General features: G+C 58.8%; 10 protein-coding genes. 3 read left to right on the top strand and 7 right to left on the bottom strand.

Features of this window, described 5'->3' with window-relative positions:
- Positions 1-56: 56 nt before the first annotated feature.
- The 4 genes from PMI30_RS11670 to PMI30_RS11655 form a co-directional block, all read right to left on the bottom strand.
- Positions 57-1,775, bottom strand: coding sequence for a hydrogenase maturation protein (locus PMI30_RS11670; RefSeq protein WP_008011002.1), 1,719 nt, complete (start codon positions 1,773-1,775; stop codon positions 57-59).
- A 282-nt stretch (positions 1,776-2,057) separates the two neighbouring features.
- The gene (locus tag PMI30_RS11665) at positions 2,058-3,905 is read right to left on the bottom strand and encodes an amidohydrolase (protein ID WP_032835668.1); all 1,848 of its coding nucleotides are present in this window, start codon (positions 3,903-3,905) and stop codon (positions 2,058-2,060) included.
- A gap of 304 nt (positions 3,906-4,209) precedes the next feature.
- Positions 4,210-4,524: an SCP2 sterol-binding domain-containing protein gene (locus PMI30_RS11660; protein WP_007898209.1), complete on the bottom strand. Its 315-nt coding sequence runs from the start codon at positions 4,522-4,524 to the stop codon at positions 4,210-4,212.
- A gap of 64 nt (positions 4,525-4,588) precedes the next feature.
- Positions 4,589-5,299 carry a histidine phosphatase family protein gene (locus PMI30_RS11655; protein ID WP_007898210.1) on the bottom strand — a complete coding sequence of 237 codons (711 nt, stop codon included), beginning with the start codon at positions 5,297-5,299 and terminating at the stop codon, positions 4,589-4,591.
- Positions 5,300-5,501: 202 nt separating this feature from the next.
- Between PMI30_RS11655 and sohB the strand changes: the two genes are divergently transcribed.
- Positions 5,502-6,524 carry a protease SohB gene (gene sohB / locus PMI30_RS11650; protein ID WP_008011004.1) on the top strand — a complete coding sequence of 341 codons (1,023 nt, stop codon included), beginning with the start codon at positions 5,502-5,504 and terminating at the stop codon, positions 6,522-6,524.
- A gap of 83 nt (positions 6,525-6,607) precedes the next feature.
- On the opposite strand, the gene PMI30_RS11645 is transcribed toward sohB, so the two are convergent.
- Both PMI30_RS11645 and PMI30_RS11640 read right to left on the bottom strand, forming a co-directional pair.
- A complete protein-coding gene (locus PMI30_RS11645) occupies positions 6,608-7,102 on the bottom strand; it encodes a DUF934 domain-containing protein (RefSeq protein ID WP_008011005.1) in 495 nt (164 codons plus the stop codon).
- Positions 7,086-8,744, bottom strand: coding sequence for a nitrite/sulfite reductase (locus PMI30_RS11640; RefSeq protein ID WP_008011006.1), 1,659 nt, complete (start codon positions 8,742-8,744; stop codon positions 7,086-7,088). The genes PMI30_RS11645 and PMI30_RS11640 overlap by 17 nt, the downstream gene beginning before the upstream one ends.
- A gap of 520 nt (positions 8,745-9,264) precedes the next feature.
- Between PMI30_RS11640 and PMI30_RS11635 the strand changes: the two genes are divergently transcribed.
- The gene (locus PMI30_RS11635; protein ID WP_008011007.1) at positions 9,265-10,350 is read left to right on the top strand and encodes an ABC transporter substrate-binding protein; all 1,086 of its coding nucleotides are present in this window, start codon (positions 9,265-9,267) and stop codon (positions 10,348-10,350) included.
- A gap of 6 nt (positions 10,351-10,356) precedes the next feature.
- On the opposite strand, the gene PMI30_RS11630 is transcribed toward PMI30_RS11635, so the two are convergent.
- A complete protein-coding gene (locus PMI30_RS11630; protein WP_008011009.1) occupies positions 10,357-10,578 on the bottom strand; it encodes a DUF2970 domain-containing protein in 222 nt (73 codons plus the stop codon).
- A gap of 178 nt (positions 10,579-10,756) precedes the next feature.
- Here PMI30_RS11630 and PMI30_RS11625 point away from each other — a divergent pair, with 178 nt between their 5' ends.
- Entirely contained in the window at positions 10,757-17,392 is a 6,636-nt protein-coding gene (locus PMI30_RS11625) for an NEL-type E3 ubiquitin ligase domain-containing protein (RefSeq protein WP_008011011.1), read from the top strand.
- The last annotated feature ends 44 nt before the right edge of the window (positions 17,393-17,436 follow it).

Here is a 17,436-nt window from a genome sequence, read left to right on the forward strand (position 1 = left end):
GGGGACTCCCTCGCCACAGGTTTCACTGTCTGGCCCAGTCACCTCATACCAAACGATCAATCCGCAAACTCGACCTCCCTTACCACCGCCCACTGCGCCACCAACCGCTGCGGCGTGCCACACGCCTTGCGCTTGAACACAAAATGACGGCATTTCTCGGCAAATTGTTTGCGGTTCTGCACCATGTCCAGTTGCATCTCTTCCAGCTCGGCATTGCGACAGTGCTGCATCAGCTGAGTCTCGAGCTGGCTTTTGCGCTCACGCACCGCCTGATACGCCGGATCACTCAACGCACCATTGGCCCGCTGCAACAACCACAGGCCAAACTCGTCGGGGCAGCGCGGACCGATTTCCTGGACCATGCCCAGTTGCAAGGCCTGAGTGGCGCTGACCGGCAGGCAGTCTTCAGTGAGTTTTTCCGCCATTGCCCGGCCGACGGCGCGGGGCAGGCTGTAGGTCCAGTACTCGGAGCCGTACAGGCCCATGGTTTTGTAATGGGGATTGAGCACGATGTCGGACCGGGCGAAGACAATATCGGCCGCCAGCGCCAGCATCACGCCACCGGCTCCGGCATTGCCGGTCAGGCCGCTGACCACCAGTTGCCGGGCGCTGAGCAATTCCTGACAGACATCATCGATCGCCTGAATATTGGCCCAGGCTTCCAGCCCCGGAACCGCTGCGGCCTGGATCACGTTGAGGTGCACGCCGTTGGAGAAGCTGCCGCGCCCACCCTTGATCAGCAGCACCTGGGTGTCCCGGGACTTGGCCCAGCGCAGGGCCTCCACCAGTCGCTGGCACTGTTCGGTGCTCATCGCGCCGTTATAAAACTCGAAGGTCAACTCGCCGACATGCCCCGACTCGCGGTAGCGGATCGGTTGATAGGGCTCGTTGTTGAAGGGTTGGGAGGCGATCGACCAATCCAGGGTCGGGACCTGCGTCAGCTGTTCGGCGAGCACGTGCCGGGCCGGGCGTTTGAAGGTTTCTTCGCCGGGCCGGGGTTTGTGTCGCAACGAACCGATCCACAGGCTGTGATCGCCGGTCGCCACCAGCACCGCATCGTCATGCACCGCGAGAATTTCCCCCGGCGTGCCGCTGCGCGAATCCAGGTGAGCGTCATACAGGTAATACTGACCGCCGGCCAGGCTCGCCAATACGCCGGGCTGGCCGTCGGCGGCGTCGATGCAGCGTTTGATGAAGTGTGAGCTGTCGTGCCAACTGAAGGAGCGGTCGGCTTGCTTCATGTTCGGCTGCAAGCGGCCAATCACATGGCGTTGGTTGTAATCCAAGGGCACAGGAACGAAACCGGCGATGAATTTTTCCACGACTTCGCGGATGCAAGTGATCGCCGCATCGCTGACGCCCCCGTTGTACAACTCGGATTTGCGCAGGCCCTGGGGCAAATTGAATTCACAGGTGGCCCAGACCGGCCCCGCATCCATTTCCTCCACCGCTTGCAACGCGGTCACGCCCCAGCGGTCGAGTTCGCGGGTGATCGCCCAGTCCAGCGCACTGGCGCCACGGTCGCCGACGATGCCTGGGTGAATGATCACCACGGGACGCTGGCGGTTGCTCCACAACTGTTGCGGTACCCGATCCTTGAGGAACGGGCAGATCACCAGATCGGCGCCTGAGTGTTCGATCTGCTCGCACACCGCCTCTTCATCGGTGAACAGCACCACGCTGGGTGAGTGTCCGGCCTGACGCAAATCCAGCCAGGCCCGTTGGGTCAGGCCGTTGAATGCTGATGCCAGCAGAATGATTTTCAATGACTGCATGATTGACTCTTCCTTGAGAATAACGGGCCGCAGGCTCCCAATGAGCCGTCCGTGGCCTTCGATGGAAGCGCGATAGTAGTGATTGCGAGGGGATGAGCAACTGATCGAGATCAAGCTTGTGTCAGTGGGTGTTTCGGGACAGAAGGTTGAACAGCGATTTAATGTGGGCGCGGGCTTGCTCGCGAAAGCGGACTGACAGTCAACATCACTGTTGAATGTTAGGCCGTCTTCGCGAGCAAGCCCGCTCCCACATTGGATGGATGGTGTTTGGAAATATTTTGTTCAAAACGCAAAACACGAACAGCCAAATGCCCCCCAGAACCCTTGAAAGTCGCTGACCGGCGCTGACGACAACCGCGCCCGCTCATGACTGTGGGCATGCACCGCGCAAGCGCCCACGCATTGGTGTACTTGCGCGGTCAGCGGCGCCAGTGGTTTCCAGTGCCCCGGCACATTCACCACCGGCGACCATTCAGGCACTACCGGAATCGGTGGTGGCCCCAGCTTTTCGAACTCGGCGCTGCCGTAGACGATCTTGCCGTCGACAATGGTCAGCACCGACTCGATCCATTTGATGGCTTCGTCTTCGATGTGGAAGTAGTCCGCCGACAGCGCAATCAGGTCCGCCAGTTGCCCGACCTTGATCTGGCCTTTCTTGCCTTGTTCGGAAGAAAACCAGGCGCTGCCGTGGGTGAACAGTTCCAGCGCCGTATCGCGGCTCAAGCCTTGCGGGTACAACGCCAGCCCGCCGACGGTGCGGCCGCTGACCAGCCAGTACAGCGAGGTCCAGGGGTTGTAGCTGGACACGCGCGTGGCATCGGTGCCAGCGCCAACCGGCACACCCTCGGCCAACATGCGCGCGATCGGGGGTGTCGCTTCGGCCGCCTTGGCGCCGTAACGGTCGACAAAGTACTCGCCCTGGAACGCCATGCGGTCCTGGATGGCGATGCCGCCACCGAGAGCTTTGACCCGCTCAATGTTCCGTGGGGTGATGGTTTCGGCGTGATCGAAGAACCACGGCAAACCGTCGAATGGAATATCCCGGTTAACCTTCTCGAACACGTCGAGCATGCGGCTGATGGATTCGTTATAGGTGGCGTGCAGGCGGAAGGGCCAGCGCTGCTCCACCAGATGCCGCACCACCGGTTCCAGCTCTTGCTCCATGGTTTGCGGCAGGTCGGGGCGAGTCTCGAGGAAGTCTTCGAAATCCGCTGCCGAGAACACCAGCATTTCCCCGGCACCGTTGTGCCGCAGGAAGTCATCGCCCTGGCCGTAATGGGAGGTACTGGTCCAGTTTTTGAAATCGGTCAGCTCTTCCTTGGGTTTTTGGGTGAACAGGTTGTAGGCAATGCGCACCGTGAGCTGTTGGTCTTTGGCCAGTTGCTGGATGACTTGATAATCGTCCGGGTAATTCTGATAACCGCCGCCGGCATCGATGGCGCTGGTGACGCCCAACCGATTGAGTTCGCGCATGAACTGACGGGTCGAGTTGACTTGATACTCCAGTGGCAACTTCGGTCCCTTGGCCAGGGTCGAGTAGAGGATCATTGCGTTGGGGCGGGCGATCAGCATGCCGGTGGGGTCGCCATTGGCATCACGCTGGATCTCACCACCCGGCGGGTTCGGCGTGTCGCGGGTATAGCCGACCACTTTTAGGGCGGCACGGTTGAGCAGGGCGCGGTCGTAGAGGTGCAGGACGAACACCGGGGTGTCTGGCGCGGCCTTGTTCAGTTCTTCAATCGTCGGCAGACGTTTCTCGGCAAACTGGAATTCGTTCCAGCCACCGACTACCCGCACCCATTGCGGCGTCGGTGTGCGATCGGCCTGGTCCTTGAGCATGCGCAAGGCGTCGGCCAGGGACGGCACGCCTTCCCAGCGCAGCTCAAGGTTGTAGTTCAGACCGCCACGGATCAAGTGCAGGTGAGAGTCATTGAGACCGGGAATCACCGTGCGGCCATGCAGGTCGATGATCTGGCTGCCAGGGCCTTGCAGTGCCATGGCTTGGGCATCGCTGCCGACCACCACGAAGCGTCCGTCCTTGATCGCGACGGCACTGGCCTGGGGTTTCTTGCGGTCGACGGTGTGCAGGCGTCCGTTGTACAGAATCAGATCGGCCGGGGCATCGGGCATGGTTTTACTCCCTGCGAATAGTGGGCTGACCCAGGCACCGACGGCGCCTGCCGAAAGGCCTTGCAGTACACGACGACGGTTGAATCCGTCGCGGTCGTCAGGTGGGGTCATGGCAGTGCTCTCCACAAAATTCTTCCAAAAGAAGTGAGGGCAAACAGCCGATGTCTGACGCATGCGGCCAGAAGGAATATAGTCGGCAAATCCACAGATAGCCGTTTTCCGAGGGCGAAAACGACGAATCCCGCCACGAGGGGCGGGATTCGTTTGCAGCCAGACGTGCTCCCGAAAGACGGGAGCGACGTGCTTAGGCCGGGAACAGCTCGGACAGTTTCATGGCCAGCATCATGTCGCCTTCAGCGCGCAGTTTGCCACCCATGAACGCTTGCATGCCGTCGGTCGAACCGTCGACGATGCCTTCCAGGGTTTCGCCGTCCATTACCAGAGTGACCTGGGCGTCCGGATTCTCGCCTTCTTGCAGTTCGCAGGTGCTGTCTTTGACGATCAGCGAGAAGTGCTTGGTGTCGTCGATGCGGAAACCGAATACCAGGTCCAGACCGGCAGCAGCGGCTGGGTTGAACTTGGCTTTCATTGCTTGTACGGCATCAGCTACGGAGGTCATGGTTCGATCCTTTCTTGGGTAATAAGAGCTGGGTGATTACAGCCAGGGTCACAATAATCCGGACTCAGCGAAACGTGATGAGTTCCGGGGCCTTCAGCAGTTGCAGGTGTGCATGACTGTTGAAGGAAGCCAGGGCCACCTCGCGACCACGAAACTTGAGCAGGTTGAGCGAGGTGTTGACGATTTGCCAGTTCAGTTCAAAGGCCTGCTTTGCGGGCATTTGCGTAATGAGGTGGAGCAGGGCAGTGATGGTGCCGCCGGAGGTGAACACGGCGATTTTCTGGGTATTGTCGGCTTGTTCGAGCAATCGATGCAGACCGGCCTGCACGCGTTCGACGAAACCCAGCCAGCTCTCCAGGCCCGGTGTGTCGTAGGTGCCGGCGAGCCAGCGCTCGATGATCAAGGCAAAGATGCGTTGGAATTCAGCACGGTTTTGTGCGGCGTTGCGCAGGATATCCAGCGCGTGGGGCTCGTCCTCCAACATGGCCGGCAGCAGGGCACGGATCACCGCGTCGGCGTCGAATTCGTTGAAGGCAGAATCGATTTCCAGCACCGGCACCGGCATCCCGACGGCGGCGAACTGTTCCAGCGCGCTGTTGGCGGTATGTTGCTGGCGGCGCAGGTCGCCCGACAGGCAGCGATCGAAGCTGACACCGAGTTCGGCCAGGTGCTGGCCGAGGAGTTCTGCCTGGCGAATACCGGTCGGCGACAGGACGTCATAGTCGTCTGCACCAAAGGAGGCCTGGCCATGTCGAATCAAGTAGATGCTGCCCACGTCCGCGTCATCCCGGTACGTTGAAGGTTTGGCGAGGTTATGAGGATGGCGGTGAGCTGTCAATGAAAAAACATACGCTTGTTTGAAATGCCCGTTACAGGCCTGTTGCCAAAGGTTTCATGACTGGTCGCCGGGCCAGCGCATGGGTATGCTGGAGATATCCCGCGCGTGTTTAATCCGCGCATTGATTGAAGGAGTCCCTGTGGAGCTTTTGTTCGAGTACGCCATTTTCCTGGCCAAGACCGTGACTCTGGTGATCGCCATTCTGGTGGTCCTGGCCAGTTTTGCGGCGTTGCGCAGCAAAGGTCGGCGTAAGCCGGCCGGCCAGCTGCAAGTCAGCAAACTCAATGATTTCTACAAAGGGCTGCGCGAACGCCTGGAGCAAACCTTGCTCGACAAGGATCAGCTCAAGGCCTTGCGCAAGTCCCAGGCTAAAACCGAGAAAAAGCAAAAGAAGAAACCCGAGGCCAAACCACGGGTGTTCGTGCTGGATTTCGACGGTGACATCAAGGCGTCGGCCACTGAGAGCCTGCGCCACGAAATCACCGCGCTGTTGACCCTCGCCACGCCAAAGGATGAAGTGGTGCTGCGCCTGGAAAGCGGCGGCGGCATGGTCCACAGCTATGGCCTGGCGTCTTCGCAACTGGCGCGAATTCGTGACGCCGGCGTGCCATTGACCGTGTGCATCGACAAGGTCGCGGCCAGTGGCGGCTACATGATGGCGTGCATCGGCGAGAAGATTATCAGTGCGCCGTTCGCGATCCTCGGCTCGATCGGCGTGGTGGCGCAGTTGCCCAACGTCAATCGCCTGTTGAAAAAACACGACATCGACTTCGAAGTACTGACGGCCGGTGAGTACAAGCGCACCCTGACGGTATTCGGCGAAAACACCGAGAAAGGCCGGGAGAAATTCCAGGAAGACCTGGACATCACCCATCAGCTGTTCAAGAACTTCGTTTCCCGCTATCGCCCGCAACTGGCCATCGATGAAGTGGCCACGGGTGAAATCTGGCTGGGCGTCTCGGCCCTGGACAAGCAACTGGTGGATGAACTCAAGACCAGCGATGAATACCTTGCCGAACGAGCCAAGCAGTCCGAGCTCTATCACTTGCATTACGCCGAACGCAAAAGCCTGCAGGAGCGCATCGGTATCGCGGCCAGCGGTTCGGTTGATCGCGTGTTGCTGAACTGGTGGAGCCGGTTGACCCAGCAACGCTTCTGGTAAACATCTTCCGGCCATCGTTTACGCCGGACACAAAAAAGCCCTGAAACGGATGTCCGATTCAGGGCTTTTTGTTGTACGCGTACTTAGCGGCGACGGAACAGCGGCAGCGGTTCGTCGGTAGCAGCCTGATAGGTCACCGAGAAGTCCTTGAGGCCTTCAAGGGCTTCGTACGGGTCTTTATCGGCGCGAATCGCAAACGCGTCAAAACCGCAGCGGTGCAGGTAGAACAACTGGTCGCGCAGTACATCGCCAATCGCCCGCAATTCGCCTTTGAAAGCGTAACGGTCACGCAGCAGGCGGGCGTTGGAGTAGTTGCGGCCGTCAGTGAAGGCCGGGAAGTTCAAGGCGATGACCTGGAAATTATCCACGTCTTCACCGATTTCTTCGGCTTCTTCATCGGCATCCAGCCACACACCCAGGCCGCCATCGCGGGCCTTGAGCATACGGCTGTGTTCGCGCCACAGCTGCAACGGGACGATCAGGTCGTCGCAGTTGCTGATCTCGTCGATGTTGAAATCTTTCGGCAGCAAGTGCCAGGTTTCGTCGACGACTTCGTTGTTCTTAATTATTCGCTGCATAGACGCGCTCCTTGAAGAGGTCGATGCCGATACGCTGATAGGTGTCGATGAAGCGCTCGTCTTCGGTACGTTGTTCAATGTACACGTCGATCAGCTTCTCGATCACGTCAGGCATGGCTTCCTGTGCGAAAGACGGGCCGAGGATCTTGCCCAGGCTCGCATCGCGACTGGCGCTGCCACCCAGGGACACCTGGTAGAACTCTTCGCCTTTCTTGTCCACCCCGAGAATGCCGATGTGGCCGACGTGGTGGTGACCACAGGCGTTCATGCAGCCAGAGATGTTCAGGTCCAGCTCGCCAATGTCGAACAGGTAGTCCAGGTCTTCGAAACGGCGCTGGATCGACTCGGCGATCGGGATCGACTTGGCGTTGGCCAGGGAGCAGAAATCGCCGCCCGGGCAGCAGATGATGTCGGTCAGCAAACCGATGTTCGGCGTGGCAAAACCTTGCTCGCGCAATTCGCCCCACAGGGCAAACAATTGGCTCTGCTCGACATCGGCCAGAATGATGTTCTGCTCGTGGGAGGTGCGCAGTTGGCCGAAGCTGTAACGGTCAGCGAGGTCGGCAACGGCATCGAGCTGCTTGTCGGTGATGTCGCCCGGCGCAACGCCAGTCGGCTTCAGGGACAGCGTCACGGCAACGTAACCCGGCTTCTTGTGCGCCAGGGTGTTGCGGGTGCGCCAGCGGGCGAAGCCTGGGTGCTGTTTGTCGAGCTCGGTCAGTTCGGCCGTCTGGTTGTCCAGTGCCTTGTAGTCCGGGTCAACGAAGTGTTTGGCCACGCGATGCACTTCGGCGTCGGTCAAGGTGGTCTGGCCACCGCGAAGGTGTTCCATTTCCGCGTCGACTTTCTGCGCGAACACTTCAGGCGTCAGGGCCTTGACCAGAATCTTGATCCGCGCCTTGTACTTGTTGTCGCGACGGCCGTAGCGGTTGTAGACCCGCAGGATGGCGTCGAGGTAGCTCAACAGGTCTTGCCATGGCAAGAACTCGTTGATGAACGCGCCCACCACCGGTGTACGGCCCAGGCCGCCACCGACCAGCACACGGAAACCCAGTTCGCCCGCGGCGTTATGCACCGGCTCAAGGCCGATGTCATGGACTTCAATGGCCGCACGGTCGGACGTCGAACCGTTGATGGCGATCTTGAATTTACGCGGCAGGTAGGCGAATTCCGGGTGGAACGTGGTCCACTGACGGACGATTTCGCACCATGGCCGCGGGTCGATCAACTCGTCGGCCGCGACACCGGCGAACTGGTCGGTGGTGACGTTGCGCAGGCAGTTGCCGCTGGTCTGGATCGCATGCATCTGCACGGTCGCCAGTTCAGCCAGGATGTCCGGGATGTCTTCCAGGGCCGGCCAGTTGAACTGCACGTTCTGCCGGGTACTGATGTGGGCGTAGCCCTTGTCGTAGTCACGGGCAATTTTGGCCATCATTCGCGTCTGGCGCGAAGTCAGTTGGCCGTAAGGCACCGCGACACGCAACATCGGCGCGAAGCGCTGGATATAAAGGCCATTTTGCAGGCGCAGGGGGCGGAATTCTTCTTCGCTCAGCTCGCCTGCCAGATAGCGTCGGGTCTGATCACGGAACTGCTTGACGCGGTCCTCGATGATCCGCTGATCGTACTCGTCGTATACGTACATATAAGTCCTGTTCTCAGGCTTGGGCCGGTTGGATACAGCTGCGTTTTCGCAAGCTTTCATCCGATACAGCCTCGGCAATTCTGCGCGCACGGCCGCGCACTCCCAACGGAGCCGACGCAAGATACCAGTTTGCAGTTATGCGCAAAAGTGATGTTTGAGTATATGCAAAGAACCAAAACGACTAATGAAACTCATAGGTGCAAAACCCACATTTGTGGTGCGGGCAATCATCGTCTTAACTGTGCTCGAGTCTTTATGCAATCACCGATAAAACCGACAAGAGGCGATGCAATGAGCAACCCAACCAAAGCAGGGAAAAGCGATAGCACGGTCGATGCCTGGGCGATTTTGTTCCTGATTATCCTGGTCGTTGGCACAGCGGTGTTCTGGGTCAGCCATCAATAAACGACCCCGTCCGGGCCCGGCGCCGACGATTGTCGGACAAAAGCCGGAATAAGCGCCGTTCCAGAAACTTCGCTGGCTATAATGCGCAGCGGATTTTTGGGGGCTCGGACGTTTAATGTTGAAGTTCATTTGTGGTGTTGTGCTGGCGCTTGGTACGGTCTTGGGATCGTGTGCCCAGGCCGCGTCCGTATTGTTCCTCAATCCCGGGACCACCCAAGAGGTGTTCTGGGTCAGTTACTCGCAGTTCATGCAGGCCGCTGCCAAGGACCTGGGCATGGATTTGCACATCCAGTATGCCGAGCGAAATGCTGAAACCACGCTCAAACAGGCCCGCGAAGCCCTGCAAGGGCCGAATCGACCGGATTATCTGGTGTTCGTCAACGAACTGTCCGTCGCGCCCGAAATCCTGCGTCTGGCTCAAGGCAGCGGTGTGAAACTGTTTTTGGTCAACAATGGCCTGACCCCGGACCAGATGCGCCTGCTCGGCGCCCAACCAGACAAGTACCCCGACTGGCTGGGCAGTCTGGTGCCCAATAACGAGGAGGGCGGCTACTTGATGCTCAAGGAACTGATTCGCCAGCATCGCCCAATCGCCCCCGGTGAAGTCATTGACCTTGTGGCCTTTTCCGGCCTGAAGCTCACCCCAGCCGCGCAACAGCGTGAGAAGGGCATGATGCGGGCATTGGCCGAACACCCTGAAGTGCGGTTGCGCCAGTTGGTCTACGGCGGCTGGACCCGCGAGCGCGCCTATGAACAGGCCAGGTTATTGTTCAAGCGTTATCCGCACACGTCGCTGGTCTGGTCGGCCAACGATGAAATGGCCTTTGGCGCCATGCAGGCCTACGCCGAAACAGGCGGCCAACCCGGCAAGGACGTGCTGTTCAGCGCCATCAACAATTCACCGACCGCGTTACAGGCGCTGTTGGAAGGGCGGTTGAGTGTGCTGTTGGGCGGGCACTTCACTCTGGGTGGTTGGGCCCTGGTGCAACTGCATGACTACGATCAGGGGGTGGATGTCAGCCAGTACGGTGGGCGCGACCGGCAGATTCCGTTGTTGCAGCTGATCGATCGCGCGCAAGCCAGGCGACTGCTGGCCTTGAGTACCACTCAGGATTACGGCGTGGACTTTCAAAAGCTCTCGGCCAAGGGGCGACCGACGTCGTATCGCTACCCGTTCAGCTTGCAAGCCCTGATGCACTGAGCCGGTTCAGATCCCCGCCAGGTGCAATACCAGTTTGACGATGCCAAATAGCGTCAACGCGAACACTGCCGTGAACAGAATCCCCAGAATCACGAAATGACTGGGCTTGCCGTGAGTGAAGTCCCGGGCCCGGTTCTTCCCGCTCTGCACCCCGAACGCTGCCGCCATGACGCTGTGCAGCATCTGCCAGAAGGTCGGCGGCTTGTTGTTGTCGACTGGATCGTCCATAAATCCCTCGTCTCAAAGTATCTCCCCAGAGCATAGCCAATTTGACGATTCGTGCCGTGGCAGGCTCGCCCCGGATCGAAGTCATTCGTAACAACTCGTCGGTATAGCGATAACTATCTACCGCAGATGCGTTCTCCTGAAATGGTGTTCTGTCGCTCCACTTATCAGGAGAGACACTATGCCCGCCACGCCCCCATCTTCATCTTCCACGACGAAGACCCCACTCGTGCAGTTAAAGCCACGGGTTTCAGAGAGAACCAGTATTCATGGCGAGCTTCTTGAGCAGATGGCTCCCGAATGGCTGGTTAATGCCACGCCAGCAAGACGTCATGCGATGAAAAATACCGGCACGCGTCTGCCAGATTGGTATCAGCGTGCATCCCTCACGCAACAGCAGGCACTGAGAGAACGTTTCAACGCCAGTTTTACCTCGCAGACCCGGTTGGACAAGACGATGTCGACACTTCAGGACATCGATACCTTCGCGGAACCGTTGCTGATCAAGGCACTCAAGGATCAGTACGGTGCAGACGTAGACGTCAACAGAACATTGTTATGCCTCAGGCGACCACTGGAAATCAGTGATCTTGAAATTGAAGTTGCAAATTTCGAGGTCATGAAGCTTTCGCTGCTGCAGGCCGCGCTGCATAACTTTGAAGCAGCCGAGTGTGAGCAGGGAGCTTTTCATAAAAAATCCGGCTTCGTGGTAGAAACATCGACACCCGGCACATTCCAGCTAGTCACTGTCGGATTGACGGTGAGTCAATTCCTGACACTGTGTCGTCATCTGGATATCGGAGCGAAGTATCAGACTTACGTGAAGGCATTTTTTCAGCCCACGGATGTGCAATCGGAAACGACACTACGCCAGCAATTCATTACCAGCCAGAAAGAGGCGATGAGGGCTGCTGCCGAACTGGCCTTGCTGAAAAAGGACATCGAGCGCAAAGACTACGAAATGATCCTGTCGGTTGTTGATGGGGACGTTCATCCCTGGCAGGGCGATAAACAAGTCTGGTTTCGCGACCTGAGTTTGATGAAGCGCAGAATGACAGGCTGCGTGGTGTTCAGTATCAGTGAAAAGTATCGCTATACCAGTGAGTTCATTGTCTACGTTCCCCATGATCCGCAGCACCCGCTCAAGCGTTACACGACTTCGCAGTTGCGTGAAGCGTTCAAACGGCAGTTCACAGCACGGGATATAACATCGTCCGATGGTCCGACAGCCTATCAACGTTTTTTCAGTCAGTTTGTGGCCTACGCCGACCGTCCGTATTACTTCGGCCAATTCACCCGTAAAGCTGCGGACTCTCCAGCGGACCCGTTGCATTCGGTCTGGGTAAAAGTCGCTCAGCTCATTCCGCCGTTTTCTACCGTCGCCCGTATCAAAGAACTGCCCCCTGAGCATCAGGGTAAGCGGGAGCCAGTCGAAGACCCCTATCTCAACCCTTTCGGCATCATTCAAAAAGGAGCCGGCCTCTGGTCTGATAATACCGACCTCTGGACCTATCTCTACGAACAAAACCGCGACAAGGTCATTGCCGATGCGCGCAGCCATGCGGTTCCCACTGCGGATGTCGATGCGAAAGTGCGCGCGGAAAAACTCAGTCATCTGCTGGAAATCGGCATGCTGGCATTGAACATGGTGTCAATGTTCGTACCGGTGTTGGGCGAGGTCATGATGACGGTGATGGCGGGTCAACTGTTGTACGAATCCCTGGAGGGGGCGATCGAGTGGAGTGAGGGCGATCGCAACGCAGCCAAGGCACATCTGATCGATGTGGCAGAAAACCTGGCGCTGATCGGCGTGATGGCCGGCGTGGGCAAAGGGCTGGGTAAACTGACAGCGGTGAAGCCTGAACCTGTGATCGAGAGCCTGGAGCAAATCAAGCGACCCAATGGCCGGACCCGTTTATGGAGGCCAGACCTGGGCGCCTATGAAAGTGATGTCGTGCTGGGTCGCAACTCCGGCCCTGACTCATCGGGACAACATCGGGTAAACGGCAAGACCTATATCCGCCAGGCGGGCAAGCTCTATGAAACAGCCTACGATGAGCCGCTGAAAAAATGGCGCATCAAACATCCGGCCGACGCAGATGCCTATCAGCCAATACTCGAGCACAACGGCCACGGTGCCTGGCGCCATACACTGGAGCGTCCGCTTGAGTGGGATCGCCTGACGCTGCTGCGGCGCATGGGCCATGTGACCGAGGCGTTGACCGATGGGCAATTGCTCAAAATCGCCGACGTTGTTGGTGTCAGTGACAATGCCTTGCGCAAAATGCACCTGGATCATTTACCTCCACCGCCTGAACTGGCTGACGCCTTGCGGCTGTTCGCGGCTGATGTCGGGCGGGCTGAGGCCAGCGAGCAGGTCAGCAGTGAGCCAATCATCACCCTACTGCAGCGAACATCTCCGGGGCTAGGCGAAACCGCTGCACAGCGGGTGCTGCTGGATGCCAGTGCGGAAGAACTCACCCGCCTGAAAACAACGCGTCGAGTTCCGTTGAAAATACTCGAGGAAGCCCGTTGGTATGCGCAGCAGGGGCGTGTCAGTCAGGCCTTTGCCGGTCTGCACCTGGAGCGCATGGCCTCGGCCGACAGTAAATGGCTCGCACTGCATGCACTGGAAAAATTGCCGGGCTGGTCCGGTGAGGTGCGCCTGGAGATCCGCGACGGCCACATCAACGGTCCGCTGATCGATGGCATCGGCAGCGAGACCGCCGCGAGCCGCAAGTATGTGGTCAAAAAGGGGCCGGTCTACCAGGCGTTTGATGAGCATGGCGAGGCACTCAATAGTGTGCCCTCGAAAGGCGACAATTTTTTTGCCTCGATCATGCACGCCTTGCCCGACGAGTCGCGCCGGGCACTGGGCGTTCCACACGTCAGTCAAGGCGCTGATTTGCAGCGGGCAATGATCGACTCGGCCATCGAACATCGAGCCGAATTGGCGCAACTGCTGGAGGCACGCTCGGGCCGGAACAAGACGTTCAAGCCACCCGTACGAGTGACGGAGCGCACCGTGGGTTACTACGCAAGCGGACGCGGGCAAGGGCTGAATCCGTCTTTGGTGACTCGCGTACGGGATGTCTATCCGCAGCTCACCGATCAGCAGGCCAACGGATTCATCCTCAAGCAGTTGCGAGAAGGTAAGAGCGACGCACAGATTTTCAGCCATTTGCAGACGCGCATGCGTGAGTGGCAGCAGCTTGAGACCGTGCTGGACCAATGGGTTGGCTTGCCTGCGTCCGAGTCGATGTTGCGCACTCTGTTAGGAGGCAAGGCCGCTGCTGCGCGAAATATCAAGCAGGCCTGGCGCAACGCACCGCTGGTCGAGGAGCAGCCGCTTTTGCGCACACTGGAAGTGGTGTGTGACGACCCGCTGCCCTCACTGGCGGCAGATTTTTCACACGTGGATGGGCTGCTTCTCTGGGGGCGGTGTGTCACGGACGCCAATGTCGATGCATTGCTGGGCGCGTTTCCCAAGCTGAAACGCCTGCGGATCAATTCAACCAGCGATGCGTTGACCAACGTGCCCGAAGCGTTGAGCGCGATGCCCGACCTCACCGGGCTGAGCCTGTCTTCGGCAGTGCCCTATGCGGTGGATATGCCGACGAGATTGAGTGCGCTGACGACGCTTGAAGATCTCAGCGTTTACGCCTCTGGTTTCGCGCCGCTGGAACTGGATGTCAGCCGCATGCGCAACCTGCGCAGCCTGGAGGTGCTGGCACCTTCGCTGGATCAATGGCCTGCAGGTGTGCTTGAGCTACCGCACCTGGTACGCCTGAATCTCAGAAGCACAGGGATCAGAACATTGCCCGAGGGGGTGTTCGAAGGGCATGAAAGTCTTTGGTCCGGGTTATCGCTGGACTGGTCGAACTTCGTCCGTGAAAACTTCAAGCCGGCGTATGAATACGTCAGCAATCACCCCGAACATCTCATCGATCGAGAGGAGATGGTCAGGGATTACTGCCGGGGGGAACTGAAACGGCTGGCTGACGGCATGAACGAGCCTTCCATAAGCTTGTACAACAGTTTTGTCGAGCAATGGCAGGGGCAGCAAGCAAGGTTTGCGGCAGTGGACGCCTTGAGCGAACAGTTCCGTGTGCTGGATGGGCAACTGAACGACTGGGCCAGTCGTGCGATGCAGCAGAAAATGGATCTGAAGGAAGTGATGGGAAGGTCATGGGCGGCGGCTTTCATCAGGACGTGCTGGCGCAACGGTGCATTCAAACGCTACGGCTCGACTGGCGATGCCTCGGCGCTTGATCTGCCGAAAGTGCAATTCAGTGAGTTTCCCCAGCTGCCTGCCGGTGCCTTCGATCATGTTCAAAGCCTTTATTTGAAAGGGGTGCAAGCGCCTGCTGAACAGTTTCGCGGCTTTATTCGAGGGTTTACCGAGCTGCAAGCCCTCGACCTGAGTGGTAATGAACTGAGCGAAGTGCCGATTGCAGCGGGCGATCTTGTGAAGTTGACCCGTCTGGACCTCTCCGGCAACCGGATCGTCGTCGGCCCTGAGGTGCAGCTCGCGATCGATGGCCTGCGCGCAGTCGAATCCCTGGACTTGAGTAACAACCCGCTGAACGCGCTGGACGTCAGTCGCCTGTCTCGCCTGAAGACCTTGAACTTGCGGGGCACGGACCTGCGGCAATGGCCAACGGGAACGCAGGATCTGCCGCAGTTGGCCTGGCTGGATTTGCGTGGCAGCCAAATTTCTTCGCTGCCGGCGGATCTTGCCGATGACGTGCTGCTCAAGAGTCAGCTGACCGGCATACCCTTGACCCCGCAAGCCATGGCGGCGCTGAAAGCGGCCCGCCAGCGCATCGAGTTTGCCAAAGGCCTGCCGGCCGGCTCGCTGGAGAGGTTCGATCTGGAAGAGGTGCCGGCCACTTTCCCTCCGACCGAAAGCGGTTTCTCCATCGCCCGGCATCTGCTGCCCGTGCCGCCAATCCCTGTAGGCGAAGGCAGCGTGCTGTTGGCAAAACGCCTGCAACGATTGAATCCGGCACTTGCCGACGATGAAGCGTTGCAAGCAATCGAGCAGATGCGCACAAGCGGAGCAACGGATGTACACATCATCGATCGGCTTGACGAATGGGACCAGACGTTCGAAACGCTGACGCGCCAATTGAATGGTTGGTTGTATACGCGGGAGTCTAGCGGTGCGGGATGGAGAGTGTCGGCGGAAAGTCGCCGGGTGGCTGCCGTGCGAATCCTCGAGTGCTGGCGCGAAGGGCTGAATGGCGCGGGAGGCACGATGGGCGAGGCGTTGAATCTCAACGGTCTGCAATTGGGCGATCTTCCCGAATTGCCGACCGTGTTCTCCCACGTCGACACGCTGGACCTGACGGGTGTAAAGCTTTCCCAACAAGGGTCGGATGGCTTTCTCAAGGCCTTTACCCAAGTGAAATCCTTGAAACTCAACGGCAATGGCCTGCAAGCGTTGCCTGAGCCCATCCAGAGCATGGGCAACCTTGAGCGGCTGGAACTTTCCGCAAACCGCTTCAGCGATACCGGGCATTTGTATGCCGCGTTGAACCGGCTGGAACACCTGCAATGGCTGGATCTGGGTTACAACGCCCTGGACGATTTTGATGTCGCAGTGTTTGAGCGACTGGAGACGCTCGATCTGCGTCACAACAACCTGACCGAATGGCCGCAAGGCGTGCTGGACGCCAACCATCTCAGTGCATTGAACCTGAGCAGCAACGACATCACTACGATCCCTGCCGAGGCTCTGGATGGCAGCCATGATGCACTGATCTCCGGCACGGACCTGAGTGAAAACTACAATGTGGCGCTTGAAAGTCTTGAGCGACTCCACGATTACCGCGAGGCAGGTACTCGCGAAACGGTGCTGGGGCTGTCGCGTACTGATCTTGACGAAATGATTGCCGAAGCCAGTGGTGATGGCGATGGTGAAAGTGAAAGTGAAAGCTTCGAGTCCGATGAAAGCCTGCCCGATATGCCACCGGATTTTGCCCAAAGTGCGCCGTGGCTGGCCAATGCTTCGCCCGAGGACTTGTCCGGAAAAACGCTCGTCTGGAATCAACTCGCGGCCGAGCCGGACAACGCTGCGTTCTTCCATTTACTGTCGCGATTGCAGGATACGCAGGAGTTCAGGGTAGCGAATGCCGACCTGACACGCCGTGTGTGGACGGTCATGGACGCGGCCGCCGGCAACGCCGAACTCAGGGAGGTCCTGTTCGCCAGTTCCAACACCCATGGCACCTGTGTCGATGGTCGAATCCTCACCTTCAGTGGGCTGGAGAGCAAAGTGTTCACGCACAATGCCTTGCTCGAGGTTCCCGTCGGGCGACTGGCTGTGAAGGGTGAGGCACTGTTGAAATTGTCCAGGCAACTTTTCCGGCTGGACAAGGTAGACGAACTGGCGACAAAAGCCGTTGCGCGCAACGGTCGGGATGAAGCGGAAGTGCGCCTGGGCTATCGAATCGGCCTGACGAGTGGCTGGAGCGACGGCCTGGAGCTACCGGGACAGCCGACGCACATGACGTACGCCTCGGGTGTCACACCGCGGCAACTGGCTGACGCTCGCGTTGAGGTCATCAATGCGGAACAGTCCGACGGGTTTTTTGAAGACCTGATCCAGCGTGATTACTGGGTGGCGTACCTCAAGGAAAAATACCCGGAAGAGTTCAGGAAGCTCGATGAGGCGGAAATGTCGGAGGAGGGTGACAGCGCCGATGACGCAGCATTGATGAGCAGGCTTTTTGACCTGGCGGCGGCACGCAACAGCAGGATGATCGAACTGTCGCGCAAGGAGGTCGACACCTCGAATAACCCAAGCGTCTGACAGCTGCCTGTAGGCGCGAGCTTGCCCGCGATGCGGTCTCAGAA

The sequence above is a fragment of the Pseudomonas sp. GM50 genome (assembly GCF_000282375.1).
Classification (GTDB): Bacteria; Pseudomonadota; Gammaproteobacteria; order Pseudomonadales; family Pseudomonadaceae; genus Aquipseudomonas.

Coding starts and splice junctions, on each gene's coding strand:
- PMI30_RS11670 (WP_008011002.1), bottom strand. CDS start 1,775: ATGCAGTCATTGAAAATCATTCTGCTGGCATCAGCATTCAACGGCCTG.
- PMI30_RS11645 (WP_008011005.1), bottom strand. CDS start 7,102: ATGCAGCGAATAATTAAGAACAACGAAGTCGTCGACGAAACCTGGCAC.
- PMI30_RS11625 (WP_008011011.1), top strand. CDS start 10,757: ATGCCCGCCACGCCCCCATCTTCATCTTCCACGACGAAGACCCCACTC.
- PMI30_RS11630 (WP_008011009.1), bottom strand. CDS start 10,578: ATGGACGATCCAGTCGACAACAACAAGCCGCCGACCTTCTGGCAGATG.
- PMI30_RS11635 (WP_008011007.1), top strand. CDS start 9,265: ATGTTGAAGTTCATTTGTGGTGTTGTGCTGGCGCTTGGTACGGTCTTG.
- PMI30_RS11660 (WP_007898209.1), bottom strand. CDS start 4,524: ATGACCTCCGTAGCTGATGCCGTACAAGCAATGAAAGCCAAGTTCAAC.
- PMI30_RS11640 (WP_008011006.1), bottom strand. CDS start 8,744: ATGTACGTATACGACGAGTACGATCAGCGGATCATCGAGGACCGCGTC.
- PMI30_RS11665 (WP_032835668.1), bottom strand. CDS start 3,905: ATGCCCGATGCCCCGGCCGATCTGATTCTGTACAACGGACGCCTGCAC.